The following is a 25,884-nucleotide window of genomic DNA, read 5'->3' as shown; positions in this document are numbered from 1 at the left end:
GGTTATTCTCCTGCGGCGCGGGCCGACGATTGCACGGGCAGGCTCGAGGCATGCGCTGCGTCTTGTTCGAGATCGCCGGCTTGCGCGCGAGCGTTTTGCTTCAATTCCTTGTCCAGACGTCGATCGAGCCAATACAACCGCGCACTATGAATGATGAATGCGGCCAGCGCGGTCGGCATGCCCCAGACGGCCACGTGCATCGGCGCGACGGTGATCCCCGCTTCCTTCAAAAACGTGACCATCAACACGATGGCGCCGAAAGCAACGAAGATGTCCTCGCCGAAGAACAGACCGACGTTGTCGGTCGCCGCGGAAAACGCGCGCAGCTTATAGCGCACCGCATCGGAAATCTTGCCGTAGCGCGCCTCGGTCGCGCCCTCCGCCATCGGCGCAAGCAGCGGCCGCACCATTTGCGGATGTCCGCCCAAACCGGTCAAGCCGACGGCGGCGGTCAGTTCACGCACGAGCAAATAAACGATCAAGAGACGACCGGCCGTCGCGGCCTTGATGTTCGCGATCCACATTTGCGCCCGCTCGCGCAATCCGTGCCGCTCCAATAGGCCGATGACGGCCAACGGCAGCAAGATAATGAGGGGAATATTGCGTGTCTTCAAAAAGCCCGTGCCGATGGCCGCGAGAATTTTGTCGGGTGGGAAATGCGCGCACAGCGGGGTGACGATCGCCGCGCAAGCGACGATCAACATCGGATTGAACCGCAAGAGGAAGCCGGCGACGATGACGGCTACCCCGAGCAAAGGCCATAGGTTGGTCTGCATGTATATGTCTCCAAGTGACGAACGTCGAACACGCCGCGTTGCACCGCTTTATTTATCGATTGCGGGCTAACCCGTCGCGGTAATTGCCGGCGATCTATATCTGTGCCCTCATCGCCTTATCACTCGCGGCTCTATCGGCCGCTTGCACTGCTTTGCATCGGCGTTGCCCCGTGCGTGCTTGCACGGAGGACAACGCGTGACAGCGAATCGTTTTCTACCCTTGGCGGGTCGAGCATGCATACGGTCATCGTGCTTGGCCGCATGCGAGAGCATCAATGGGCCAGCGAGGACGCGGGCAGCACATCGACACCGTTTTCATCGAGCGTGCGGCGCAACTTCTGCGCGAACGCAAGGGCATGCGGGCCGTCGCCGTGCAGACACAACGTGCGCACGTCGAGCGTGACCCAATCGCCGTTCACCGCTCGCACGCGCTTGTCGCGCACCATCGAAAGGACATGCGCGAGCATTTCGTCGTCGTCGTCGATCAGCGCACCCGGTTCGCTGCGCGGCACGAGCGAGCCGTCGGTGCGGTAGCCGCGATCGGCGAATCCCTCTTCCACGGCGACGAGCCCCGCCTCGCGCGCCATCGAAATGAACCGGCTGCCGGCGAGGCCGAACACGGCGACCGACGGATCGAAATCGTGCACCGCCGAGATGATCGCCTCGGCGATGGCCGGATCGCGTGCCGCCTGGTTATACAACGCGCCGTGCGGCTTCAGATGCGCCACGCGCACACCTTCGGCCTGGGCGATCGCCGAGAGCGCGCCGAGTTGGTAGAGTATCCCGGCATAAATGTCGTCGGGCGGCAAATGCATTTCCTTGCGCCCGAAATTGTCCGGGTCGTGAAAGCTCGGGTGCGCGCCGATCGCCACCCCTTGCTTGACGGCAAGCCGCACGCAATCGCGCATCGCGTTGGCGCCCCCGGCGTGCCAGCCGCAGGCGATGTTCGCCGAGCTGACGAGGCCCAGCAGCGCTTCATCGGCGTCGCCGCCTTCGCCGAGATCGGCGTTCAAATCGATATTCATGACTACCTCGTTACAAAACCCTCAAGCGGCGCGCGAAAGACGTTGCAGCCGCTCTTCATGCATGGCGATCGCGGCATCGATCTGCCGCAGATACGCGTGTTCCTCGGCCAGTGCGTAGCGCGCTTCCTCGCGCGTCGAACGCACGAAGCGCACGGCGGCCCCGAGCCGGACCTGGGCAAGCTTCCATAAATCGGCGGCGATGACCACGCCGATCCGCGGATACCCGCCGGTCGTGTGCGCGTCCCCCATGAGCACGATCGGTTGACCGTTGCCGGGGACTTGGATGGTGCCGGGCAATACCGCGTGCGAGAGCAGATCGCACTCTTGTTCGCGGCTCAAGGCGCTGCCCTCGAGCCGATACCCCATTCGATTGCTGTTCGGCGTGACGCGCCATGTGTTCGACCAGAATGCGGTGCGCGCGGCCTCGGTGAACGAATCGTATTCGGGGCCACGCAGCACGCGAATCGTCTCTCCGCGTTCGCCGCTCGCAACGTATTTGCCGTGCCGCGCGGGCTCGCGCGCCGCTTCGGCGAAGCGGCACCACTCGGGCGCCTTCACGCCGAAAGCCGGGGCATCGACACCGGTGGCCCGATCTTGCCGCCGAATGCTTTGGCCCATCGGCAATCTGTCGCCGTCGCGCAGCTTGCGTCCGCCGAGTCCGCCGAAGCCGGCGGCCAAATCGGTGCTGCGCGAGCCGAGTACCGGGATGACGTCGATGCCGCCCTGCACGCACACGTAGCCACGCATGCCGCGCACGGGACCTTGCAGGAGCAACTCTTGGCCGGCCCGAACCGGCAGGCTCCACCAGGTATGGACCCTCGCGCCGTCGAGCGTCGCGTTGAATTGCGCGCCGGTCAGCGCGATGCGCGTGGCGCGCGTGAAGCGCAGCGCCACCGGCCCGATCGTGACTTCGATCGCGGCCGCTTGCGGTTCGTTGCCGACGAGGCGATTGCCGACTTCGAGCGCGAGCGTGTCGAGCGCGCCCGCTTTGGCGATACCGAGGTGCCGGTATCCCGCCCGGCCGAGATCTTGCACCGAAGAAAGCATGCCGGCGCGCACGAGGTCGATCATGGCTCGATCTCCAAGACGGTGAAGCGGACGCGGTCGCCCGGTTCGAGCAGCGTCGGCCGTTCCCGGGTGGGATCGAATAACTGCGACGGCGTGCGGCCGATCAATTGCCAGCCACCCGGGGAGGCCGCCGGATAGATACCTGTTTGCGCGCCGCCGATGCCGACCGCGCCGGCCGGTACGACGACCCGGGGCACCGCCCGGCGCGGCATGTGCAGCGATGGATCTAGGCCGCCGAGATAGGCGAAGCCGGGCTGAAAGCCGACGAAAAACACGATGTATTGCGCGCTCGAGTGACGCCGGACGACCTCCTCGACGGTGAGGCCGGTGTACTCGGCGACCGCGCGCAAATCGGGACCGTCCTCGCCGCCGTAGCGCACGCCGATCTCGATTTCCCGAGTGTGCGGATCCACGCCGACCGCCCGGTCCCAAGCGACCGAGAGATCGGCCGCGCGCGCCTCCAAATCGACGGAAGCCGGATCGAAGACGATCGTCAGATTATTCATACCCGGCACGACCTCGACGACGCCCGGCCATTCGAGCACGGCCTGGGCGAGCGCCCAAATGCGCTGCTGGCATGCGAGCGTCGCGGGCGCCGGCGCCTCGCACACGAGCGCGCTATCGCCGAACGGGTAGATCCGAGCCGCCGTCGTATCGCGCGCCGAATCGCCCGAGGCGCGCTGCGCAAGCCCATCGGCGGCGGCGGACGACGCTGAGCGTGAGGTTGATTTCATGTAGGCCTTGGCCGGCGCGGCGCCCTTTACCGGTGGGGTGCGGCGCTCGGTCCTCTGGTTCTGTTCAAGGTGCATTATCGATAATTTATCGACATTTTACCCATAAGCGTTTTTGCTAGTGCTGATCGGACGATGCGCGGCGTACACTTCGCACACTCCTTTTTCCACCCTCAGTTTGTTAGCCGCCATGTCGCGCCATCCGACCAAGATCGTATCTTCGGAACATCTCGTCTCCGAGACGAGCGTCGAGCTCTCGGAATTCGAATACGGTCTGATCATGGCGAGCAACGCGTTCAATCGCTGGATGGTGCGATGCATGTCGGCGGCCGGCGCCAAGGATATGACGGCCATCGAAGTGTCGCTGCTCCATCACGTCAGCCATCGGGAACGCAAGAAAAAGCTCGCCGACATCTGTTTCGTGCTCAATATCGAGGACACGCACGTCGCCACGTATGCATTGAAGAAGCTCGTAAGTAGAGGGTATGTAAAAAGCGAAAAGACCGGCAAGGAAGTCTTCTTCTCGGCGACGCCGGCGGGACGCGATCTCTGCAACAAGTACCGCGAAGTGAGGGAAAGCTGCCTGATCGCGGCACTCAAAGAGAGCGGGCTCGCCAATGACCAGATCGGCGAGGCCGCTCAGTTGATGCGCAACGCCTCGGGGCTCTACGACACGGCGGCGCGCGCGGCCGCTTCGCTTTGAGCCTAAGCCGGCTCGACCGGCGCGCGCCCTTTATGGCACTTGCAGCGCACGCGGTTGCTTGAACAAGCCCGCATCGGTGACGAGCGCGTCGAGCGGTATGTCGTGCAGTTCACGCGGCAGCGGCGCACGACAGGCTTCGTAGCCGATGCCCACCGTGACCGGGCGGGCCACGCCGGGCCAGGCGGCGAGCGTGCGATCGTAATAGCCCCCGCCATACCCTAGGCGATAGCCGTCATCGTCGAAGCCCACGCACGGCACGAGCAGTAGGTCGGGCAAGACCACCCGCGCCTGCTCGGGTTCCGGAATGCGATGCGCGCCGACGCGCATGGGGGTGGCGGGCGTCCATGCGTGAAACTGAAGCGCTTGACCTTTCATGGCGACGACGGGCAACGCGGCCTGGCGCCGCACGTCGCCTTCGAGCCATGCTCCCATGATTGCGCGCGCATCGAACTCGCCCGCGAGGGGCCAATAAAATCCCACGGTATGGGGCGCGAAGCTTGCCAGCGCCTCGTTCAAATGGGCGGCGAGCGAGATGTCGGCAAGGCCCTGCCGTTGCGTGTCGAGACGCGCTTGGAGCAAGCGTTTTCGCAGCTCGGCTTTCGATTCCGCCGAGGGGTTGCGTGCTATGCTTTCGCTCAATTTTTGCTCCCCGAACCACGATGTCAAAACGCCTTGCCCGAGTATATCGCGCGGCTGCTTTCGCCCTCGCCGCCGTGGGGCTCGTCGCCTGCGGCACGGCTTCCGCGGGACGCCATGCGCGCCCCAGCGCCGCGCCCACCGATGACCAGATCTTCGTGCAGTTGCGCCAGGCGGCGCTCGGCAACGATCCGGCGCGTGCGGCGCAGCTCGCCGCGATGATCCCGAACTATCCGGCGCCGTCGTACCTTCAGTACTACCAGCTCCGGCCCCAACTGTTCGATAGCAGCGGCCACGCGCGCATCGACGCGCCGGACGAGCCCGTGCTGTCGTTCTTGCAGCGCCACGACGGCGAAGCGATCGCCGATCGTCTGCGCAACGATTACCTCGTGGTGTTGGGCGCGCGCCACGATTGGAAGAATTTCGATGCGCAGTACCCGCGCTTCGTGCTGAACGACGACACGCAAGTGAAGTGCTACGCGCTCGAATCGCGCGCCGCGCGCGGGGAGAACGTCGCCGAAGCGGCGCGCGCGCTGCTCGTCGAGCCGCGATACTACGGCGACGGCTGCGTGGATCTCATCACCGCGCTGGCGTCGAGCCACCAGTTCAACGACGACGACGTTTGGCAGCAGATTCGCCTGGCCTACGAGCAAAACGCGACGAATACCGGCAGCCGGCTGTTCGACGCGCTCGGCGCGCTGCGTCCCGATCAAAAGCTCATCGACCAAGCGACGAGCGCCCCGCCGCTCGTGCTCGCGCGTGGCGTGGGGCCCGATTCGGCGTCGCACGCGCTCGCGTTGCTGGCGATCACGACGATGGCACGAACCGACGTGGTCACGGCGGCGGCGACGTTCGCCACGGTCGCGCCCTCGCTTTCGCTTGCCGAGCGCGCGATCGGATGGGGCACGATCGGATACCAAGGCGCGGTCCATCAGGTGCCGGGGGCGGTGGATTGGTACCGGCTCTCGTCGAACGCGCCGCTTTCGTACCCCGCCTACATGTGGCGTACGCGCAGCGCGCTCCTCGCCGGCGACTGGACGATGGTGCGCTGGTCGATCGAACAAATGCCGAGCGCGCTGCGCAATCAGCCCGCTTGGGTGTATTGGCATGCGCGCGCGCTGCTCAAGAGCGGCAGCCCCGAAGACAAGGCGCTCGCCACGCAGGAGTTCGAGCGCATCGCCTCGGGCTTCGACTTTTACGGGCAACTTGCCACCGAGGAACTCGGCCGGAAGATCAGCTTGCCGCCGAAGACGACCGTGACCGACGCGGAAGTCGATGCCGCCGGCCGTACGCCGGGCTTCGATCTTGCTCGCCGCTTCTATGCGCTGAACCTACGGCTCGAAGGCAACCGCGAATGGAATTGGCCGCTGCGCGGCATGAGCGACCGGCAGCTGTTGGCCGTGGCCGAGTACGCGCGCCGGATTCAGTTGTACGACCGCACCGTCAATTCGGCCGATCGGACGCAAAGCGAACACGACTTCTCGCTGCGTTATCTGGCGCCGTTCCGCGATGTGGTGGAGCGCGATTCGAAATCGACGGGCTTGGACGTCGAGTGGGCCTATGGCCTCATTCGTCAGGAGTCGCGCTTCATCATCAATGCGCAATCGGACGTGGGCGCGGGCGGATTGATGCAACTGATGCCGGGCACGGCGCGGATGGTGGCGCGCAAGATCGGCCTCGGGCCGCTCTCGCGCGAGCAAATGAACGATATGGATACGAACATTTTGCTCGGCACGACGTATCTATCGATGATCTACAATCAATTCGACGGTTCGGCCGTATTGGCCACGGCAGGCTACAACGCCGGGCCCGGCCGCCCGCGCCAATGGCAGGCTGCCTTGCAGCGTCCCGTCGAAGGCGCGATTTTTGCGGAAACCATCCCGTTCAACGAAACGCGCGACTACGTCAAAAACGTGCTGTCGAACACGGTCTACTACGCGGCGCTGTTCGAAGGCCGTCCGCAATCGCTGAAGGCGCGGCTCGGCGTCATCCTGCCTCAAGCGCAATGAAGCGGGGCGTGCGCGCCGGCCGGCGCGCACGATAAGCGCGATGTGCCGTGACGAGCGTCGCCAGCAGGGAGTCGAAAATGCGGCATCAATCCATTGCATTGATCGGCGGTTCCGGCTTTATCGGTACGCATCTATCCAACGCGCTCGTCGCCGCCGGCAAGAACGTGCGCGTTGCGACGCGCAGGCGCAGCCGAGCCGCCCACCTCACTTTGCTTCCGCTCGACGTGATCGAACTCGATGTCTTCGATCCCGTGGAGCTCGCGCGATTCGTCGAGGGCGCGGATGCCGTCGTCAATCTCGCCGGGACGCTGCACGGCCGGCGCGGCGTGCCCTATGGACCCGAATTCGCGAAGCTGCACGTGGAATTGCCCGCGCGAATCGCGGCGGCTTGCGAGGGCAAGGGCGTGCATCGGTTCATCCACTTGAGCGCCTTGAACGCCGATTCGAACGGCCCGAGTATGTACCTGCGCTCGAAAGGCGATGGCGAGAAAGCCGCGCTTGCCGCGGCGCAGCTCGCGACGACGGTCTTTCGGCCATCGGTCGTGTTCGGGCCGGAAGACCGCTTTCTTAATACATTCGCGGCGCTCGCCCGGTGGTTTCCGGTATTGCCGCTCGCCAAGCCCGATGCGAAGTTTCAGCCGATCTACGTCGGCGACGTCGTCAAGGCGATCCTCGCCACGCTCGATTTGGACGCCGCGCATGGACGCATCTACGAGCTTGGCGGCCCCGCCGTCTATACGCTCGAAGCGTTGGTGCGGATGTGCGCCGAGATGATCGACCGGCATCCGCGCATCGTGCGGTTGCCCGACGCCCTGGCGTACATGCAGGCACTGACGTTCGAAACGCTACCCGGCGAGCCGTTGATCACGCGCGACAACCTCGATTCGATGTCGCGCGACGCGATCATGACCGGCCCGCTCGCCGCCGAGCTGAACTTGGAGCCCGTCGCCATCGAGGCCGTCGCGCCGGCGTATCTAAGCGACGCGTCGCTGCGTTCGCGGTTCAGCGCTTTTCGGGCGACGGCGGGACGCTGAGGCGGTCGTTTGCCTGTCCGGCCGATGAGCATCGATCGCATGCTCGTGGCAACATTGCCGTTCGCCAAGTCGGTCCGATCCATCCACGCTTATTTTCTTTGCGCATGAAACTCGTCATCGGTGATAAGAACTATTCGTCCTGGTCGATGCGGCCCTGGGTCATGATGAAGCATGCGGCCATCCCGTTCGACGAGGTGCTCGTGCCGCTCAGAGAGCCCGATACCCAAGCGCGCATTCGCGAGTACGCGCCTTCGGGCAAGGTCCCGTGCCTCGTGACGGACGACGGGCAGTCGATTTGGGAGACGCTCGCCATTCTCGAGACGCTCGCCGAGCGTTATCCGCAATATGAGATCTGGCCGCGCGACGCCGCCGCCCGTGCCCATGCGCGCGCGATCTCGAGCGAGATGCATGCGGGGTTTGCGCAGTTGCGCGAGAACATGTCGATGAACGTGCGCGCGCAGCGCGCCGGCAAAGGCGCTACGCCGGGGACGCTGGCCGATATCGCGCGTATCGATTCGATCTGGAGCGAGTGCCTCGCGCGTTACGGCGGCCCGTTCTTGTTCGGACAGGCGTTTTGCGCCGCCGATGCGATGTATGCGCCCGTGGTGTCGCGCTTCATCACGTATGCGCCGGCGCTGTCGGATGCGGCGCGCGGATACGTCGAGCGCGTGAGCGCCGTGCCCGCCGTGCGCGAATGGTTCGACGCCGCGCGCAGCGAAACCCACCGTCTGGCCGAACTCGACGACGACGCATGAAGATCTACGCGGTAGGCGGTGCGATTCGCGATGCGCTGCTCGGGGTGCCTGTATCCGATCGCGACTATGTCGTCGTCGGGGCCACGCCCGAGCAGATGGTGGCGCAGGGCTATCGCCCGGTCGGTAAAGACTTTCCCGTGTTCCTTCACCCCCAAACCCATGAGGAATACGCGCTCGCGCGCACCGAGCGCAAGACGGCGGCCGGATATCACGGGTTCCAGTTCTACTATGCGCCCGACGTGACGCTCGAGGAGGACCTGGCCCGGCGCGACCTGACGATCAATGCAATGGCGCGCGAAGTGCGGCCCGACGGCGAATTGGCCGGGCCCGTCATCGATCCGTTCGACGGGCAGGGCGATTTGAATGCGCGCTGCTTCAGGCACGTGAGCCCGGCGTTCGCGGAAGATCCCGTGCGCATTTTGCGCGTGGCGCGGTTCGCGGCGCGATTTCACGATTTCACGCTCGCGCCCGAAACGCTCGCGTTGATGCGCGCGATGACCGAGGCGGGAGAGGTCGATGCACTGGTGCCCGAGCGCGTCTGGCAAGAGCTTGCTCGCGGGCTCATGGAGCGCAAGCCTTCGCGGATGTTCGCGGCGCTGCGCGAATGCGGTGCCCTGCCGCGCGTGTTGCCGGAAGTCGACGCGTTGTTCGGCGTGGCTCAGCGCGCCGACTACCATCCCGAAGTGGATACGGGGGTGCATGTGATGATGGTCGTGGATTACGCGGCGTCGCGGGGCTATGCGTTGCCGGTGCGTTTCGCCGCTCTCACGCACGATCTCGGCAAGGCGACGACGCCCGATGACGTCTTGCCCCGCCACATCGGACACGAGATGCGCAGTGTCGATTTGCTGCGGCCGATGTGCGAGCGCCTGCGCGTGCCGAACGAGTGCCGCGACTTGGCGCTGCTCGTCGCTCGCGAGCACGGCAACATCCATCGCGTGATGGAGATGGGCGCGCAAGCGCTCGTGCGGTTGTTCGAGCGCTGCGATGCGTTGCGCAAGCCGGCGCGCTTCGCCGAAGCGCTGCAGGCATGCGAAGCCGATGCGCGCGGGCGGCTGAATTTCGAGGCACGCGAGTACCCGCAAGCCGACCGCTTGCGCGTCGCATTGACGGCGGCGCGGGCGGTGGACGCGGGCGCGGTTGCGCAAGCGTTCGCCGGCGAGCCGGCAAAAATCAAGGAAGCGGTGCACCGCGCGAGGGCGAAAGCGGTGGCCGAGGCACTTGGCGGCGGGGACGAGTAGGGGGCGAAGGACGTCGTCCCGCCGAGGTTTGACGCGAGCCTACTAACGGGTCCCGTCGTAGACGGTCGCGCCCGCTCAAAGCGTGTGCGACCGATCCCCGCGTGAAAAGGCGTCGAGCGTGCCGTCGATCCCGCGCGAGAACGCGATCACCTTGAACAGTTCGCCCATTTCCGCTTCGGACAACAGTTTTTGGACGGCGTTGGCCGCCGGCAGGAAATTCGCTGCGTCGGCCGGGTCGATTTCCGCCAGTACGTCGGTGATGCCAGCGTTCATCAGAAAGCGAGCCTGCGACGTATACCCGAGCAGATCCGCCCCCGTTTCCACGCCCACCTCCGCGATGCGCGTGAATTCGACGTGGGCCGTGATGTCCTGCAGACCCGGGTACAGAAACGGGTCGCCGTGCGCATGGTGCCGGTAGTGGCACATCAGCGTGCCCTCGGTGCGCTGCGGATGGTAATACTCGGCGCGCGGAAATCCATAATCGATGAAAACCGCCGCGCCGCGGGTGAGCATCGAGCAGACGGTGCGGGTGAACGCGGCGCCCGCGCCGTGCGTTTCGGCGACATAGTCCACGACTGGGTCGATCTGCGCATCCAGCTCGGCAAGCAGCTCGGCATCCTCCTTCGAGAGCGCCACGCCGGGCGCCCCGAGCGCGCGCGCTTCGAAACGCAACGCGCCCGTTTCGTCGATGCCTACGCCGCGCGCGTGCCACACGCCGCCGGTGCGCGCGAATAGCTGGACCGGCATCGCGTCCAGCACCTCGTTGCCGATGACGACGCCTTCGAACTGCTCGGGCAGCGCGTCGAGCCAGCGCACATGCGAGGCCAGTGGGCCGCCGCAGGCCGCGATGGTCTCGTGCTGGCGCTGACGCAGTTCGCCGGAAAGATCGACGATGGCATAAGAGTCGATCGACACGCCGAGTTCAGCGAGCGCCGACAAAATGCCGGCCGCGAGACGCCCTGTGCCGGCACCGAATTCCATCAATTGACGCGTGCCGCTTGTCTCGAGCGCCTGGGCCAGCGCGCGCGCGAGCGTGCGTGCGAACAGAGGCGAGAGTTCGGGCGCGGTGACGAAGTCGCTGCCGTCGTCCGCGCGGCGGCCGAATTTGCGCGCCCCGCCGCTGTAATAGCCGAGCGCGGGCGTATAGAGGGCGAGCTCCATATAGCGGTCGAACGGCAGCCAGCCCCCGCCGGCCGCGATCGCGTCGCGGATCTGCGCGACGAGTTGGGCGCTGGCCGTGAGCGCATCGGCGGGCGGAACGGGTAAACTAGCGGGTTCGTGAGCATTTCGATTCATTCCGGCATTGTAAATGACCGCCTCCGTCGATTCCCGCCCTGACGCCGGCGCTCCGGCGTCGCCTTCGCGCATCGTTCTCGTGACCGGCGCGGCGCGGCGCATCGGCCGCGCGCTGGCACTCGGCTTCGCGGCCGACGGCTGGTATGTCGCCGTCCACTACGGGACGTCGCGCGCCGATGCGGATGCGCTGGTGGCGCAAATCCGTGCCCAAGGCCGCCGCGCGGTGGCGCTCGCTGCCGACCTGGCGCTCGAGCACGAGGCCGCGGATCTCGTCGGGGCATGCACGCGGGCGCTCGGGCGGCCCACCTGCATCGTGAACAACGCGTCGAGGTTCGACGAAGATACGGCTGGCGACGTCGGCTACGCGTCGCTGCTCGCGCATATGGCCGTCAACGTCGGCGCGCCGCTCGTACTGGCGCGCGCGCTGTACGAGGCGACGCCCGATGCGGCCGAGCACGACGAGGCGCTGCGCGGCGTTGTCATCAACGTGTTGGATCAGAAGCTGTACAACTTGAATCCGGACTATTTGTCGTACACGCTCTCGAAGGCTGCGCTGCAAACGGCGACCGTCACGCTGGCGCAGGCACTCGCGCCGAAGGTGCGCGTCGTGGGTATCGCGCCGGGCCTTACGCTGCAATCGGCCGACCAGACGCGCGACGAATTTACCCGAGCGCACCAGGTCACGCCGCTCGGCCGTGCCTCGACGTCCGAGGATATCGTCGCCGCGGCCTGCTATTTAGCCCGCGCCGGCGGCGTGACGGGCACGACGCTGGTCGTCGACGGCGGCCAGCATTTGGTGCCGCTGCCGCGTGATGTAATGTTTTTGACGCGCTAACGCGCGCCGGCCCCGGCCCCGGCCACATCGGGCCCTGTTGCGTCGAAGGGCGCATATTTTGATTGGAAAGAACATGGTTGCCGCTCTCTTGCATCCCCGGCTCGCCGATTGCCGCAGGTTATTTCTGCGCAATTACGAGGTTTTCATCAACATCGGCGTGCACGAGTTCGAAAAGCGCGGGGAGCAGCGAGTCGTCATCAACGTCGAACTGTTCGTGCCGCTGGCGAAAACAACGCCCGTCGGCGACAAACTGCACGAAGTGCTCGATTACGATTTCATGCGCTCGACGATCGCCGCGCGTGTCGGACGGGGCCACATTCATCTGCAAGAGACGTTGTGCGACGACGTCGCCGCGGCGATGCTCGAGCACCCGCAGGTGCGCGCCGTCTCCGTTTCGACGGAAAAACCCGACGTCTATCCCGATTGCGACGCCGTGGGCGTCGAAGTCTTTCGCATCAAAGAGGAATCCGTATGAACGCGCACGAGTCGATCGTGTCCGCCGAGCCCACGCCGTCCGCGCAAGCGGCGGATGCCGATCAAGGCGGCGCGGGCCGCGTGCTGACCCGCCGCGAACAGAAGGAAGCGTACGAGAACAACAAGCTCTTCAAGCGGCTTGCGCGCCTCGTCGGCCAGGCGATCGGCGACTTCAACATGATCGAGGACGGCGACAAGGTGATGGTCTGCATGTCGGGCGGCAAGGACAGCTACGCCATGCTCGACATCCTCTTGCGTTTGCGCGAGCGTGCGCCGATACATTTCGATATCGTCGCCGTGAACCTCGATCAAAAGCAGCCCGGTTTTCCCGAGCACGTGCTGCCCGAGTATCTCGAGCAAGTCGGCGTGCCGTTCCATATCGAGAACCAAGATACCTATAGCATCGTCAAGCGCGTCGTACCCGAAGGCAAGACGACGTGCTCGCTGTGCTCGCGCTTGCGGCGCGGCATTCTGTATCGCGTGGCGGGGGAACTCGGTGCGACGAAAATTGCGCTCGGACACCATCGCGACGACATCTTGCAGACGATGCTGCTCAATATGTTCTATGGCGGCAAGCTCAAGGGCATGCCGCCGAAACTGCAATCGGACGACGGCAAAAATATCGTGATCCGCCCGCTGGCGTACGTGAAGGAAGTCGATCTCGAGAAATACGCGCAATTGCGTGCGTTCCCGATCATTCCTTGCAACTTGTGCGGTAGTCAGCCCAACCTGAAACGTGCGGAAATGAAGGCACTGATTCGCGATTGGGACAAGCGTTTTCCCGGGCGCGTGGAGAATATGTTCAACGCGCTGTCGAACGTGGTGCCGTCGCATCTCATGGATGCGTCGCTATTTCCGTTCGCGGGACTGCGGGCGACGGGGCAAGCCGATCCGCTCGGGGACATCGCGTTCGACGACGAGCCGTGCGCCACCGGGACCGGCGCCGAGCCCGGCGACGGGCAGGCCATTTCGTTCGTTCCGTTCGACGAACTCTGACGCGTTCGGGCGCCGCGCGACGCGGCTCGGAGCCTTGCGTCGCGTGGCCTTGACGGGGATGGCTGCATGCTAAACTCACACACTTTGTCTCTTTGTTTTTCGCCGATGCCATGAACATCGTCATATTGGCTGCAGGCACCGGCAAGCGCATGCGCTCCGCGCTGCCGAAAGTGCTTCACCGGTTGGCCGGCCGGCCGCTTCTCGCACACGTCATCGATACCGCTCGCACGCTGCAGCCGGCGCGCATCGTCGTCGTCGTGGGCCATGGCGCCGATGCCGTTCGCGAAGCCGTCGCGGCACCCGATATCGCGTTCGCGCTCCAAGCGGAGCAACTCGGTACGGGCCATGCCGTTCAGCAGGCGCTGCCGCTCATCGACCCGGCGCTTCCCACGCTCGTGCTCTATGGCGACGTGCCGCTCACCAAAGCGTCCACGCTCAAGCGCCTGGCCGATGCCGCCGTCGAGGGGCGCTACGGCATTCTGACGGTGTCGTTGGACGATCCGGACGGGTACGGCCGCATCGTGCGCGACGCGGGCGGCTACGTGACGCGCATTGTCGAACAAAAGGATGCGACGGCGGACGAGTTGCGTATCGCCGAGATCAACACCGGCATCGTCGTGACGCCCACGGCGCAGTTGGCGATGTGGCTCGGCGCGCTGCGCAACGACAACGCGCAGGGTGAGTTCTATCTGACCGACGTCGTCGAACACGCGATCGAAGCGGGCTTCGACATCGTGACGACGCAGCCGGACGAAGTCTGGGAAACGCTCGGCGTGAACAGCAAGGCGCAACTGGCGGAGCTCGAGCGCATCCATCAGCGCAACGTCTCCGACGAATTGCTGGCCGGCGGCGTGACGGTGATCGATCCGGCGCGCCTGGACGTGCGCGGCACGCTGACGTGCGGCCGCGACGTGTCGATCGACGTGAACTGCGTGTTCGAGGGCGAGGTCACGTTGGCCGATGGCGTGACCGTCGGCGCGAATTGCGTGCTGCGCGACGCGACGATCGGCTCGGGCACGCGGATCGAGCCGTTCACCCATATCGAGGGCGCGCGCGTGGGCGCCAATGCCGTATTGGGTCCGTACGCGCGGCTGCGCCCGGGCGCCGCGCTGGGCGACCAAGCGCATGTCGGCAATTTCGTCGAAGTGAAGAATGCGACGCTCGGCGAAGGTTCGAAAGCGAACCATCTCACCTACATCGGCGACGCCGATATCGGTGCGCGCGTGAACGTGGGGGCCGGCACGATTACCTGCAACTACGACGGCGCCAACAAGTTCCGCACGATCATCGAAGACGACGTCTTCGTCGGTTCGGACACGCAGCTCGTGGCGCCCGTGCGCGTGGGCCGAGGCGTGACGATCGCCGCCGGAACGACGGTATGGAAGGACGTGCCCGAAGGCACGCTCGTACTCAACGAAAAGACGCAAGTGACGCGGGACGGCTACGTGCGCCCGGTCAAGAAAAAGAGCTAAGCGCCGTGCGAGTGCCGCCCCGCATGCGCTTGCGCACGGACGCGGGCGCGAGCGGGCCGGATGATTGAAGAACTCAGCAAGATTTGCGAAAGGAAGAATTCCCATGTGTGGCATCGTCGGCGCCGTGGCGCAGCGTAATATCGTTCCCGTCCTCGTAGAAGGATTGCGCCGCCTCGAATACCGCGGCTACGACTCGTGCGGCGTCGCCGTGCTGGCGGGCGGCGAGCCGCGCCGCGCGCGCAGCGTCGCGCGTGTGGCGGACCTCGATGCGCAAGTGCAACAAGGGCATCTCGAAGGCGTGACCGGTATCGCGCATACGCGCTGGGCGACGCACGGCGCGCCCGTCACCGACAACGCGCATCCGATTTTTTCGCGCGATACCGTTGCGCTCGTGCACAACGGCATCATCGAAAACTTCGAATCGTTGCGCGAGATGCTGCGCGGCAAGGGGTACGAATTCGTCTCGCAGACCGACACGGAAGTCATCGCGCACCTGATCCACAGCCTGTATAGCGGCAACTTGTACGAAACGGTGTGCGAAGCCGTCAAGCAACTGCACGGGGCCTATGCGATCGCAGTGATGCATAAGGACGAGCCGCATACCGTGGTGGGTGCGCGCCAAGGCTCGCCGCTCGTCGTGGGCGTGGGGCAGGGCGAGAACTTCCTGGCGTCGGATGCGCTCGCGCTGGCGGGCAGCACCGAGCAGTTCATGTTCCTCGAGGAAGGCGACGTCTGCGAGCTGACGCGCGAGGGCGTGCGCATCAGCGATCGCGACGGCAACGTGGCCGAACGCGAGATCCGTACCGTGCAAGCCTATGGCGGCGCGGTGGAGCTCGGCCCGTATCGCCACTTCATGCAGAAGGAAATCTTCGAGCAGCCGCGCGCGATTTCCGACACGATCCCGGCTGGCGACGCGTTTACCCCGGATCTCTTCGGCGCGCCGGCGGCCGCAGCTTTCGACGAGATCGACAGCGTCTTGATTCTCGCGTGCGGCACGAGCTACTACTCGGGATCGACGGCCAAGTACTGGCTCGAATCGATCGCGAAGATTCCGACGCAGGTCGAAATCGCGAGCGAATATCGCTATCGCGAATCGGTGCCCAATCCGAAGGCGCTCGTTGTCGTCATTTCGCAATCGGGTGAGACGGCCGATACGCTGGCTGCGCTCAAGCATGCGCAGGAGCTCGGCCATCGTCATACGCTGGCGGTGTGCAACGTCAGCACGAGCGCGATGGTGCGTTTGACCGAAATGCAGTTCTTGACGCACGCCGGGCGTGAGATCGGCGTTGCTTCGACGAAGGCGTTTACGACGCAGTTGGTCGGCTTGTTCACCTTGGCGGTGACGCTCGGCAAGCTGCGTGGGCGCGTGGATGCGGCGAAGGAAGCCGATTACTTGAAGCACTTGCGCCATTTGCCGGCTGCGTTGAATAGCGTGCTCGCGCTCGAGCCGCAAATCATCGCTTGGGCGGAGGAGTTTTCTCGCAAGGAAAACGCGCTGTTTCTCGGGCGCGGGCTGCATTACCCGATCGCGCTGGAAGGGGCGCTCAAGCTCAAGGAAATCTCGTACATCCACGCCGAGGCCTATCCGGCGGGCGAATTGAAGCACGGGCCCTTGGCGCTCGTGACGGAAGCGATGCCGGTGGTGACGGTTGCGCCGAACGATGCGCTGCTCGAAAAGCTCAAGTCGAACATGCAGGAAGTGCGGGCGCGCGGTGGCCAGCTTTATGTGTTCGCCGATGCGGATACGAAGATCGTCAACGAAGAAGGCATGCACGTGATTCGGATGCCTGAGCACTATGGGATGCTTTCGCCCATCCTGCATGTCGTGCCGTTGCAGTTGCTCGCATATCACACGGCTTGCGCACGTGGGACCGATGTCGATAAGCCGCGGAATTTGGCGAAGTCGGTGACGGTGGAGTGAGGGGGGGGCGATCGGCTCTTGAATGTTCGCCGATCACCTCCGCATCCGGGGCCGGATTATCGGCCCGTCGGCGGAGAGGCTGCGGTTACGACGGCAATTTGACCTGCCTCGAATATGGCGGCTCGATATTCGGACTTGATCGCATGTTTTCCCTTTTGCGCCTCAATTCCGGCTCGGGATGCCGCCCTCTCGAATTGAGACGACACGACAGCGTTTTTTGTCTTGTTCTTGCGGTCGCGGCTCATCGTCCCTCCGTCCTCGCGGCTACATGCTTTTTCGACCGCCGCTTCTTCACATCCGCTTCATTGACCGCTTGCGCGATGCCGGCATTCACTTTTGAGGCAAAGCCGACCAATCCGCCCCATTCCGCCTCGTCGATATGCTCCGCGGTCGGGTCGAGCTGCGAGATGTCGTGTGACTCACCGCTCCGGTCGAAGAAATACACGCGGTAGTCCTTAGCGAGCGCCGCGCCGGCCAGTTCCTTTGCGTAAGGTACGGCTGCCAGCTCGAAAAGCTTTCTCACGTTGCCTTCGTCGGCACTCAGCTTCTTGAATTCCTGCAGTGCCCAAACCATCTCCAAAACGACCGGAGAGTGCGTCGATACAACGACGCGATAACCTCTTCTCATCAACTCCAGCACGAGCAGAAGAACGGCCTGTATGCCTTTGGGATGGAGGCCCATCTCGGGCTCCTCGATCACGACCCAATCGATCGTTTCCTTGGCATTCGATCCGGACTTGCGCTTTTGCGTGACCGTGCAGAGCCAGTACAACCCCATGAGCATCGGTGTGAACTCTCGCTGGCCCGCGGACCAGGAAAGGAAGCTCAACGCCTTCTTTTGCCCGGGCACCTGCAAAGCGAGGCGCTTCGTGAATTCACTTTCGTCGATCACGAGACTGCTGTGGCCGAACAACTGGTCGCTGATCGGTTGGCGCAAAACGGCGTTCAATCGATTCGGCGCGGGAAACAACTCGCCTTTCGCCGCGAATTCGTTCTGAATGAGGTTATGAACCGCATCACTGAACGCACGCAGTGCATAGGGGTCGCCGAAATTGAACGTACCGAAGTTTTGCGATACGCCTCCCGGCAAGCTCATGACACGTTGCGCCGGTATGTAGAACAGTCGCTCGTAGCGCGTTTTACTTTTGCTCGGCCGAGCGAGCTCGCCAAGGGTTGTCGCCTTTCCGTTGAAGCTCATCGAGGAATGGCGACTCCATCCGCTCGCTATGCCTCGGCCGAAGTAGGCGTCGAGAAATGCCTCCTCCCGCCCGCCGAACGACATGTTGTGATGCGCGAACATGTCGTGGATCTGGTCTCGATCCACGAGCAGCTTCAGCGTTTGGAGAAACAGGCTTTTACCGGTCGCCTGAGGGCCGATGATCACCGTCAAGTCGCCGAATGCGACGTCGGCTTGCGCAATTGGGCCGAAGCGCTTAACGGTCAGCCTAGGTGCCTTTGCTTTCGGCAATGTGCTCTCCTCGTCCCATTGATCGACGTGATGAATAGCGAGGTCCGATTCTACCTTGCTACCTCAGCACGTCCCTCACTCGAAACGATGAGTGAGCGCGATTGCCCACTCGAGGCACAGCCGCCCACCGATACTACGAAGCCAACGCCTCCGTAATCGCCGCGCACAGCTCCTGCGGCGCGAACTTCGCGACATACCCGTTGGCGCCCGCGTTCCTCACGTGCGCTTCGTTTGCCGAACCCGTCAGCGACGAGTGAATGATGACGGGAATATGCTTGAGCCGTTCGTCCGCTTTGATGCGCCGCGTCAGCATGAAGCCGTCCATTTCGGGCATTTCCAAATCGGTGATCACGAGCGCGATCTTGTCGCGCGCCGGCACCTTTTCTTTCTCGGCCTCGTCCGCATAGCGCAACAGCATTTGCCACGCTTCTTCGCCGGTGTTGGCGATCACGTGCGGCGCACCGATAGCCGTGAGCGCCTGATCCAGCAACGAACGCGCGAACGCCGAGTCGTCGGCGGCCAGGATCTTGCCCCCACCGACGGCGGCATAGTTCACCTCCGCGCTGAGTTCCGCCTTGTTGACGTCGCGGTGCTGCTCGGGGAACACGTCGCGCATCACTTGCTCGACGTCGAGCACCTGGGCCAAGCGCAACTCGCCCGAATCGCCGTTGAACCGCGCCATGCTCGTGATGTAGCCCGTGCCGCCCGCGCATTCCGCGGGATGCACTTGGCTCCATTCGAGCCGTACGATGTCGTCCACGTCTTCCACCGCGAACGCCTGCGTCGTGCGCGCGAATTCGGTGATCAGCAAGATGTTCGGCTCGCGCGACGGAGTATTGCCCGTCAACCGGCACAAATCGATCACGGGGATGATTTGCCCGCGAATGTCGATCGCGCCCTTCACGACTTCCGGGGCGCCGGCGATCGGCGTGATTTCGCGGTTCGTAATGATTTCGCGAACCTTGAAAACGTTGATGCCGTATAGCGCCGGCGCGGTGCCGGGGCGTGCCGTTCCCAAACGGAACAGGAGAAGTTCGAACTTGTTCTTGCTCGTGAGCTGCGTGCGCTCATCGTGCATGATGTCGTGGGTAGACATGCGTGCCCTCAATATGAAATCCGACCGGCATCCCCGATTGCTCGTTACTTGGGATGCGCCATCAATCTGGTTGACGGCGGCGCGCGGCAAAAGCTAAGGGCCCGTTACATTTTTCGCGATGCGGGAAAATCAGGGTTGAATTGACCGACGATCGCGCTGCGCGTTGCTGCGAAAGGGGGAAGGGGAAGCCGGTCTGTTTCTTGCGTCGGAGCTTTGACACCGATCCAACGACCGTGGGAGCGACTATGAACCGCGAAACCAACGATCCGCAGCACATGGCCAACGAGCCGAAGCCGGCCCATCACAGCGACGACGCGCGCAGCCGTATGCCCGAGCGCGACGACAAGTCGCGCCGGCAGTCGCCGGCCGACAAGCCGGGAAAACGGCCCGGCGAGGGGGAACCTAGCGTCGGCTAAGGTCGGCCGACCTCGGCAAAATAGGGGCATTCGGAGAACGCGCCGGCTCGATCAATTTGGTTCCGGCGCGTTCCGTTCCAAAGCGACGCGCGTGGCCTTACTTGGCCGCGTCGGCTTCGCACTTCTTCACGAACGACGACTTGGCCGCGCCCGCGAGCGGTTTTCCGTTGCTACCGACCGCTTTCGCCTCACAGCCTGCTTTGGCTGCTTTCATCGCATCGGCCTGGCATTTCTTCATGAACGAGTTCTTCGCTGCACCGGCCAGCGGCTTACCGTTCTTGCCGACCGCTTTGGCTTCGCATCCACCGCCCGACATCGATGCCGACGCGCCCGCGGGGGCCGCCGCCGTGCTCGCCGAGGCTTGGGCGTGTGCCATGCCCACCGTGAACATACCGGCAATCGCAGCCAAAATGAATTTGTTCAACATGACCATCCCTCCTGAAGTGGCGTGAAGCGACGTGCTTCATCCCGTTAACGGTGCCCGAACGCGATGGTTGACGGTGTTGCGAAGATTCGGCGTGAGGTGCGCCGCTCAAGGCGCGCTAGAGCGCGGAAGCAACTCGGCGCTCAGGGTTCCTTGCTCGCGTCGCGTGCTTCCTCGCGTGCTTCCACCAGGCGCTCGACGCGACGATCCGGGATGAGCCAAAGCAGCGCCGTCCCCGCAAAAAACGCGAGCCCGATGCCCGGGTAGCCAATCCACGCGGCGGCAATGCCCGATAGATAGAGCAGCGGCGAGGCCTTGCTCTTTTCCCGCTTGCCGATTGCGCGGGCGAGCAGGCTGTCGGGCCCATGGTGTCGGACGAGGCTCACCTCCAATACGGCCCACGCGACGGCGCAGGTAAGGAGGTTCACGCCGTACAGCACGCTAGGCCAGCGCGCGAAATGGTTCTCGCCCATCCATCCGGTGCTGAACGGCAAAAGCGATAACCAAAACAGCAGGTGCAGATTCCACCAGAGGATCGCGCCGTTCACGCGGCGCGTGGCCTGCAACATGTGATGGTGGTTGCTCCAATAAATGCCGACGTAAATGAAGCTGAGCACATAGCTCAGCGCGACCGGCCAAAGCTCCGCGAGCGCGGCCAAGTCTTCGCCGTGAGGCACCTTCAACTCCAGCACCATGATCGTGATGATGACGGCGATCACGCCGTCGCTAAAGGCTTCCAGTCGGTTCTTTTCCATGGTTTTGGTCGTTGGTGCAAAGCGGCGCGCACATTCTCGCCCCGATCGGCGGCGCGACGCAAAGGCTTCTTGATGGGGGCGGCGCTCGGCGTTGACTTCCGTTCGTCGCGCCGCAGGGTACGGCGCCGCCCTATTTTTCGTGAGGCTCGCGTTTTGGACAGCTGGGGCTCGAGACCGAGCCGACACTCGAGTGATAGAGTGCTCGCTTTGCCGCGCACTGCCACACGGGCGCCTGTTCCGATGAGCGCCACCGCCTAGCCATGCCGCCACTGCTATCGCTCGCCGCCAATCTACGCAAGAGATGCCGCGCGCTCGCGGGATGGGGGCCCGGCTTGCTCGTGATGCTGGCCGATTGCGACGCCGGCAATGTCGTCGCGGCCGCGCAAAGCGGTGCGCAGTGGGGCATCCGATTGTTGCCCTTGCTGCTCGCGCTGGCCGTTCCGCTCTATATGGTGCAGTCGCTGTGCGTGCGGCTCGGCATCGCGACGGGCCGCGGTTACGGTGCCCTCGTACGCGAACGGTTGGGACGAGGCTGGGCGGCGCTGGCCGCGGCCGCACTCGTCGTCGCTGTCTTGAGCTCGCTCGTGACGGAGTTCACGGGTATCGCCGGCATCGGCGAGATGGTCGGGGTGCCGCGAGCCGTCTCGCTCTGCGGCGCGGCGGCGCTGCTGCTGGCGCTTGTTTGCACCGGATCGCACGAGCGTGTCGACCGTGTCGCCATGGTGATCGGGCTTGCCGAACTCGCCTTCTTCGTCGTCGCGTGGCATGCCCGGCCCGACTGGCCGCGGCTCGCGCGCGAGGCCGGCGATTGGCCGCTCGGCCATCCGCAGTTCGTCTATCTTGCCGCCGCGTTGATCGGTGCGTCGTTCAACCCTTGGATGATCTTCTATCAGCAAGCGGCGATCGTGGACGAGCAGCGAACATCGTCGGACGATCGATCGGCACGCGTCGAAACGGCGCTCGGCGCCGTATTGACGCAGTGTTTGACGGGCGCAGTGCTCGTCGCCGCAGCCGCGTCGCTGTCGTCCCAAGGGGCAGCAGCCGGATTGCGCAACGTCGGCGAGATCGCGGCCGCGTTCTTCGGTGTCGCAGGCGAGCAGGCGGGGCGGATGATCTTCGGCGTCGGGGTGCTCGGGGCTTCGCTCGTGGCGGCGATCGTCTGCTCGCTGGCGCTGGCCTGGGGCTTGAGCGAAGTGACGGGGCACCGCGGCTCGCTGCAAACGCGGCCCCATCGCGCGCCATGGTTCTACGGAATCTATGCGTCGGCGATCGCGATCAGTGCGGGGCTCGTCTGGCTCGAACCCGATCTCGTATCGGTCAATGTGGCCGCTCAGGTCGTGAATGCCCTGTTGCTGCCGTTCGTCATCGGGCCGCTGATCGTGCTCGCCATCGTCGCGCTGCCGGCGGCCTCTCGTTTGCGGGGCGCCTATCGTTGGTGCGTTTGCCTATGTGCGGCCGCCGTGTGCGTAGCCGGCGTCGCCGGTGCCGTGGCAGGTTGGCTGGCATGATCTGTCCTCGCCGCTAACGGTGCGCGGGGTCCGTCGCTCAATAAAAAAGCACTTACAACACTAATGAGCGCGGGTGAGGTGCCGATAAGAAGTCCGTGAAGCGCATGTTTCACACACCTATACGCGGACTTTCGGATCTATGAACGCTCTTTCTAAAGTGTCTGTGGCGCGTAAGCTGCAGATCGTGCTGGCCGTTGCCTTGGCCAGCCTTTTACTGGTCGGCGTGTTCGGCGCCATGCAAATCGCGCGCATCGCCTCGCAAAGCGGCGCGATCAGCGGCAAATGGATGCCAACGGCCATGCAGGCGCAACGCATGGCCCAGCTCGCGGCCACCGTGCGTAACCAAGAATTCGCCTACATCCTCGTGCGTTGGGATCAACGCGACCAAGTGGCGCCCGCGCTCAAGCGCAGCATCGATGAAATGTCGGCCCAACTCAAAGCCTTCGGCGAGTTGCAGCTAGGCGACACCGAGCGCAATACCTACGAGCACGCGAGTGCCGAGTGGCGCAACTACCTCGCGCTCGACGCGAACTTGCAAGACGAAGTCGATAACGCTTCGCCCAACGCCGCGCGCGCCATCATCATGCAAGACAGCGCGAAGAGCTTCCAGCGCTTCACGGCCGATCTATCGGCACTTGCGAACTCGAGTCAGGCCGAGGCAACGCAGGCGGGCAACGATGCGACGGGTGCCGCGCATCGATCGCTGATGCTGATCGCCATCGCGGTGGTGACGGCCGTGGCGATCGCGGCCGTCTTGATGACGCTCGTTGCGCGTGCGATCAGCGTGCCGTTGCATGCGGCCGTTCAGTTCGCGCAAACCGTCGCGAGCGGCGATTTGACCGTCCACATCCGTTCTCAAGGCAACGACGAAGTCGCGCTCGTCATTCGTGCGCTCTCCGAAATGTCCGATCGCCTGCGCAAGCTGATCGCCGAAGTGCGCGACGGCGTGGAGTCGGTCAACACCGCGTCCAGTGAAATCGCGGCCGGCAATCTCGATCTGAGTTCCCGTACCGAAAAGGTCGCCCTCAGCGTGCAACAAACGGCCACGTATATGGATCAACTCGGCAGTTCGGCGTCGCAATCGACCGAGACCGCCCTGCAAGTGAACGATCTCGCGCAGCAAGCGTTCACCGCGGCCGAGCGCGGCGGCAATATCGTCTCCGGTGTGGTGACGAGCATGAGCGAAATCACGGCATCGTCGAGCAAGATCAACGACATCATCGGCGTGATCGACGGCATCGCCTTCCAGACCAACATCCTGGCGCTCAACGCCGCGGTGGAAGCGGCGCGCGCCGGCGAACAGGGCCGCGGTTTCGCCGTGGTGGCGAGCGAAGTGCGCGGGCTGGCGCAACGGTCGGCCGCCGCGGCCAAGGAGATCAAGGAGTTGATCGAATCGTCGGTCGGCATCGTCGACGCGGGCGGCCAACTCGTGAGCGAGGCGGGCGGGGCGATGAAGGACATCATCGAAGCGGTGCGCCACGTGAGCGCGCTCATCGGCGAGATCGCCGACGCTTCGCAAGCGCAGCAGCGCGATCTCGTGCAGGTGCGCGAAGCGGTCGTGCACATCGACGAGACGACGCAGCAAAACGCGGCGCTCGTGGAAGAATCGGCATCGGCGGCTTCGTCGCTGCGCGACCAAGCCGATCGTCTGGCCTCGCTGGTGGCGGTTTTCCGGGTGAATGCAGCATGAAATCGATCCGTCTTCTCAACGCGTGCTTGATCGCGCTGACCGTCTGGGCCGCGTGCGGCGCCGGTTCGGCACACGCGCAGAACAACGAGGCCGCGAAGCCGAAAATCGGTATCGCGATGGCCGAGTTCGACGACAACTTTCCGACGCTGCTACGCGAGGCGATGTCGAAAGAAGCGCGCAAGCAAGGCTGGAAACCGGTATTCGCGGACGGTCATTCGGACCAGCACCGCCAAGACGGCGAGGTTGCCGCGATGATCGCGAACGAGCACCTCGATGCGATCGTGATCCTGCCCGTGGACTCGGCCGCCACGGCGGCGATGACGAAGACGGTGCGCGACGCCGGCGTGCCGCTCGTCTACGTCAACCGTAAGCCGGCCGAGCCGCTTGCCGACTCCATGGGCTACGTCGGATCGCAAGACGTCCTCGCGGGCCGCATCCAGGGCGACTACGTGGCTCAGCAGCTGAACGGAAAGGGCGACGTGGGAGTGCTGGTCGGGCAACTGAGCACCGATGCGGCCGTGGCGCGCACGGCCGGGCTGAAGGAAGTGCTCGCGCACTACCCGGGAATGCATGTGGCCGCCGAGGAGGTGGGCGATTGGTCGCGCGAGAAAGGGATGGCCATCACCGCGGGCTGGCTTGCTCAGGGCAAAAAGCTCGACGCCATCGTCTCCAACAACGACGAGATGGCGATCGGCGCGATCATCGCTTTACAAAAGGCGGGGCGCGCGCCGAACAGCATCTTCATCATGGGCGTGGATGCCACGCCCGATGCGCTTGCCCAGATGGATCGCGGCGCCATGAAGGCAACCGTCTACCAGGACGCCAAGGGCCAAGGCATCGCCGCGGTCGATCTTGCGATTGCCATGAAGAAGGGTCAACCCAACCCGCCCCGCTCGGTGGACGTCCCCTTCAAACTGATCACGCCGCAAAACTATAAGGACTTGATGGCGTATTGATGGGGCAACCGGCGCACGATGCGCCGGCAGCCGAGCCGTATCGGCATCCAACTTGCTGCGTTGCACGCACACAGGCGCTCGTCCCTCGGGCGCGCGCCTGGTTCGCCCGCTCCACGCGGGCGCTCGTTCTTCGTTCGGAAGGAGGGATGTCCTATGCAACGCACAACCAAGACCGGATGTTCTGTTCTCTTTGTGGCGGCCCTCGCGCTCGGCGCGGCGCCGCTTTCCGCGCTCGCGGCCACGATGGCCAGCCCGAGCAGCACGGCCGAAGCCCAATCGGCACCGGCTGAAAATCAAAATGCCGACGGCGATTCGACCGCGGCGTTCAAGGCCGCCGACGAGCACATGATGCAGTCGATGCAGGGCGAAGCTTATACGGGCAACGCGGATGAGGATTTCGTCTCGCGCATGATTCCTCATCATCAAGGCGCCGTCGATATGGCGGAGGTCGAGGCGAAGTACGGCAAGGACCCGCAACTGAAGCGTCTAGCCGCTCAAATCATCAAGAGCCAGCGCCGCGAGATCGATTTTATGAAAAGCTGGCAAGCGAAACACGCTCATCGCTGAGCCCAGCACGAGACGAGCGCACCTTGCGCTCG

25 protein-coding genes are annotated in these 25,884 nt (G+C 64.4%); 15 read left to right on the top strand and 10 right to left on the bottom strand.

The annotated features are described in order from the left end of the window. Nucleotides 1-2 precede the first annotated feature (2 nt). The 4 genes from C0Z18_RS11750 to pxpB all read right to left on the bottom strand — a co-directional run bounded on the left by C0Z18_RS11750 (nucleotide 3) and on the right by pxpB (nucleotide 3,603). Nucleotides 3-776, bottom strand: a complete 774-nt coding sequence (locus C0Z18_RS11750; protein WP_102645589.1) for a DUF969 domain-containing protein — start codon at nucleotides 774-776, stop codon at nucleotides 3-5. A 272-nt stretch (nucleotides 777-1,048) separates the two neighbouring features. Then, nucleotides 1,049-1,801, bottom strand: coding sequence for a 5-oxoprolinase subunit PxpA (gene pxpA, locus C0Z18_RS11745; protein ID WP_102645588.1), 753 nt, complete (start codon nucleotides 1,799-1,801; stop codon nucleotides 1,049-1,051). A 21-nt stretch (nucleotides 1,802-1,822) separates the two neighbouring features. Continuing rightward, a complete protein-coding gene (locus C0Z18_RS11740; RefSeq protein WP_102645587.1) occupies nucleotides 1,823-2,872 on the bottom strand; it encodes a 5-oxoprolinase subunit C family protein in 1,050 nt (349 codons plus the stop codon). Continuing rightward, on the bottom strand, nucleotides 2,869-3,603 hold the full coding sequence (gene pxpB, locus C0Z18_RS11735) for a 5-oxoprolinase subunit PxpB (protein WP_102645689.1): 735 nt from the start codon (nucleotides 3,601-3,603) through the stop codon (nucleotides 2,869-2,871). The genes C0Z18_RS11740 and pxpB overlap by 4 nt, the downstream gene beginning before the upstream one ends. A 187-nt stretch (nucleotides 3,604-3,790) precedes the next feature. On the opposite strand from pxpB, the gene C0Z18_RS11730 reads away from it, so the two are divergent. After that, nucleotides 3,791-4,303: a winged helix DNA-binding protein gene (locus tag C0Z18_RS11730; RefSeq protein ID WP_102645586.1), complete on the top strand. Its 513-nt coding sequence runs from the start codon at nucleotides 3,791-3,793 to the stop codon at nucleotides 4,301-4,303. Nucleotides 4,304-4,333: 30 nt separating this feature from the next. On the opposite strand, the gene C0Z18_RS11725 is transcribed toward C0Z18_RS11730, so the two are convergent. Beyond that, complete coding sequence (locus tag C0Z18_RS11725; protein ID WP_102645585.1) at nucleotides 4,334-4,942, bottom strand: 5-formyltetrahydrofolate cyclo-ligase; 609 nt, start codon at nucleotides 4,940-4,942, stop codon at nucleotides 4,334-4,336. A 20-nt stretch (nucleotides 4,943-4,962) separates the two neighbouring features. Between C0Z18_RS11725 and C0Z18_RS11720 the strand changes: the two genes are divergently transcribed. The 4 genes from C0Z18_RS11720 to C0Z18_RS11705 all read left to right on the top strand — a co-directional run bounded on the left by C0Z18_RS11720 (nucleotide 4,963) and on the right by C0Z18_RS11705 (nucleotide 9,978). After that, entirely contained in the window at nucleotides 4,963-6,948 is a 1,986-nt protein-coding gene (locus C0Z18_RS11720; RefSeq protein ID WP_102645584.1) for a lytic transglycosylase domain-containing protein, read from the top strand. A gap of 77 nt (nucleotides 6,949-7,025) precedes the next feature. Next, complete coding sequence (locus C0Z18_RS11715) at nucleotides 7,026-7,982, top strand: complex I NDUFA9 subunit family protein (RefSeq protein WP_102645583.1); 957 nt, start codon at nucleotides 7,026-7,028, stop codon at nucleotides 7,980-7,982. A 104-nt stretch (nucleotides 7,983-8,086) separates the two neighbouring features. After that, complete coding sequence (locus C0Z18_RS11710; protein ID WP_102645582.1) at nucleotides 8,087-8,737, top strand: glutathione S-transferase family protein; 651 nt, start codon at nucleotides 8,087-8,089, stop codon at nucleotides 8,735-8,737. Continuing rightward, entirely contained in the window at nucleotides 8,734-9,978 is a 1,245-nt protein-coding gene (locus C0Z18_RS11705) for a multifunctional CCA addition/repair protein (RefSeq protein WP_102645581.1), read from the top strand. Before C0Z18_RS11710 ends, C0Z18_RS11705 begins: the two co-directional genes overlap by 4 nt. Nucleotides 9,979-10,053: 75 nt before the next feature. Here C0Z18_RS11705 and C0Z18_RS11700 read toward each other — a convergent pair whose 3' ends face one another. Further along, entirely contained in the window at nucleotides 10,054-11,274 is a 1,221-nt protein-coding gene (locus C0Z18_RS11700) for a class I SAM-dependent methyltransferase (protein WP_102645580.1), read from the bottom strand. A 13-nt stretch (nucleotides 11,275-11,287) separates the two neighbouring features. Here C0Z18_RS11700 and C0Z18_RS11695 point away from each other — a divergent pair, with 13 nt between their 5' ends. The 5 genes from C0Z18_RS11695 to glmS all read left to right on the top strand — a co-directional run bounded on the left by C0Z18_RS11695 (nucleotide 11,288) and on the right by glmS (nucleotide 16,972). After that, the gene (locus tag C0Z18_RS11695; protein WP_102645579.1) at nucleotides 11,288-12,109 is read left to right on the top strand and encodes an SDR family oxidoreductase; all 822 of its coding nucleotides are present in this window, start codon (nucleotides 11,288-11,290) and stop codon (nucleotides 12,107-12,109) included. Between the two features lie 73 nt (nucleotides 12,110-12,182). Continuing rightward, on the top strand, nucleotides 12,183-12,584 hold the full coding sequence (locus tag C0Z18_RS11690; RefSeq protein ID WP_102645578.1) for a dihydroneopterin aldolase: 402 nt from the start codon (nucleotides 12,183-12,185) through the stop codon (nucleotides 12,582-12,584). After that, nucleotides 12,581-13,579, top strand: a complete 999-nt coding sequence (gene ttcA, locus C0Z18_RS11685; protein WP_102645577.1) for a tRNA 2-thiocytidine(32) synthetase TtcA — start codon at nucleotides 12,581-12,583, stop codon at nucleotides 13,577-13,579. Before C0Z18_RS11690 ends, ttcA begins: the two co-directional genes overlap by 4 nt. A gap of 110 nt (nucleotides 13,580-13,689) precedes the next feature. After that, on the top strand, nucleotides 13,690-15,051 hold the full coding sequence (gene glmU / locus C0Z18_RS11680; protein WP_102645688.1) for a bifunctional UDP-N-acetylglucosamine diphosphorylase/glucosamine-1-phosphate N-acetyltransferase GlmU: 1,362 nt from the start codon (nucleotides 13,690-13,692) through the stop codon (nucleotides 15,049-15,051). Between the two features lie 103 nt (nucleotides 15,052-15,154). Further along, nucleotides 15,155-16,972, top strand: a complete 1,818-nt coding sequence (gene glmS, locus C0Z18_RS11675) for a glutamine--fructose-6-phosphate transaminase (isomerizing) (protein ID WP_102645576.1) — start codon at nucleotides 15,155-15,157, stop codon at nucleotides 16,970-16,972. Nucleotides 16,973-17,213: 241 nt separating this feature from the next. Here the strand turns inward: glmS and C0Z18_RS11670 are convergent, their stop codons facing one another. After that, nucleotides 17,214-18,440, bottom strand: a complete 1,227-nt coding sequence (locus C0Z18_RS11670; RefSeq protein WP_102645575.1) for an AAA family ATPase — start codon at nucleotides 18,438-18,440, stop codon at nucleotides 17,214-17,216. 133 nt (nucleotides 18,441-18,573) lie between these two features. Then, on the bottom strand, nucleotides 18,574-19,536 hold the full coding sequence (locus tag C0Z18_RS11665; RefSeq protein WP_102645574.1) for a chemotaxis protein CheV: 963 nt from the start codon (nucleotides 19,534-19,536) through the stop codon (nucleotides 18,574-18,576). 245 nt (nucleotides 19,537-19,781) lie between these two features. Between C0Z18_RS11665 and C0Z18_RS33175 the strand changes: the two genes are divergently transcribed. Then, nucleotides 19,782-19,952, top strand: coding sequence for a hypothetical protein (locus C0Z18_RS33175; protein ID WP_199189432.1), 171 nt, complete (start codon nucleotides 19,782-19,784; stop codon nucleotides 19,950-19,952). Nucleotides 19,953-20,049: 97 nt separating this feature from the next. Here the strand turns inward: C0Z18_RS33175 and C0Z18_RS11660 are convergent, their stop codons facing one another. Both C0Z18_RS11660 and C0Z18_RS11655 read right to left on the bottom strand, forming a co-directional pair. Next, complete coding sequence (locus C0Z18_RS11660; RefSeq protein WP_102645687.1) at nucleotides 20,050-20,379, bottom strand: hypothetical protein; 330 nt, start codon at nucleotides 20,377-20,379, stop codon at nucleotides 20,050-20,052. Nucleotides 20,380-20,519: 140 nt separating this feature from the next. Then, nucleotides 20,520-21,131, bottom strand: coding sequence for a TMEM175 family protein (locus C0Z18_RS11655; RefSeq protein ID WP_102645573.1), 612 nt, complete (start codon nucleotides 21,129-21,131; stop codon nucleotides 20,520-20,522). Nucleotides 21,132-21,391: 260 nt separating this feature from the next. Here C0Z18_RS11655 and C0Z18_RS11650 point away from each other — a divergent pair, with 260 nt between their 5' ends. The 4 genes from C0Z18_RS11650 (at nucleotide 21,392) to copM (ending at nucleotide 25,852) form a co-directional block, all read left to right on the top strand. Then, nucleotides 21,392-22,639: an NRAMP family divalent metal transporter gene (locus C0Z18_RS11650; protein WP_102645572.1), complete on the top strand. Its 1,248-nt coding sequence runs from the start codon at nucleotides 21,392-21,394 to the stop codon at nucleotides 22,637-22,639. Nucleotides 22,640-22,778: 139 nt separating this feature from the next. After that, nucleotides 22,779-24,329 carry a methyl-accepting chemotaxis protein gene (locus C0Z18_RS11645; RefSeq protein ID WP_102645571.1) on the top strand — a complete coding sequence of 517 codons (1,551 nt, stop codon included), beginning with the start codon at nucleotides 22,779-22,781 and terminating at the stop codon, nucleotides 24,327-24,329. After that, the gene (locus C0Z18_RS11640) at nucleotides 24,326-25,285 is read left to right on the top strand and encodes a sugar ABC transporter substrate-binding protein (protein WP_102645570.1); all 960 of its coding nucleotides are present in this window, start codon (nucleotides 24,326-24,328) and stop codon (nucleotides 25,283-25,285) included. The genes C0Z18_RS11645 and C0Z18_RS11640 overlap by 4 nt, the downstream gene beginning before the upstream one ends. Nucleotides 25,286-25,438: 153 nt before the next feature. Continuing rightward, the gene (gene copM / locus C0Z18_RS11635; RefSeq protein WP_408646990.1) at nucleotides 25,439-25,852 is read left to right on the top strand and encodes a CopM family metallochaperone; all 414 of its coding nucleotides are present in this window, start codon (nucleotides 25,439-25,441) and stop codon (nucleotides 25,850-25,852) included. Nucleotides 25,853-25,884 lie beyond the last annotated feature (32 nt).

Source organism: Trinickia dabaoshanensis (assembly GCF_002879885.1).
GTDB lineage: Bacteria > Pseudomonadota > Gammaproteobacteria > Burkholderiales > Burkholderiaceae > Trinickia > Trinickia dabaoshanensis.
This window is presented reverse-complemented; position numbering and strand designations above follow the sequence as displayed.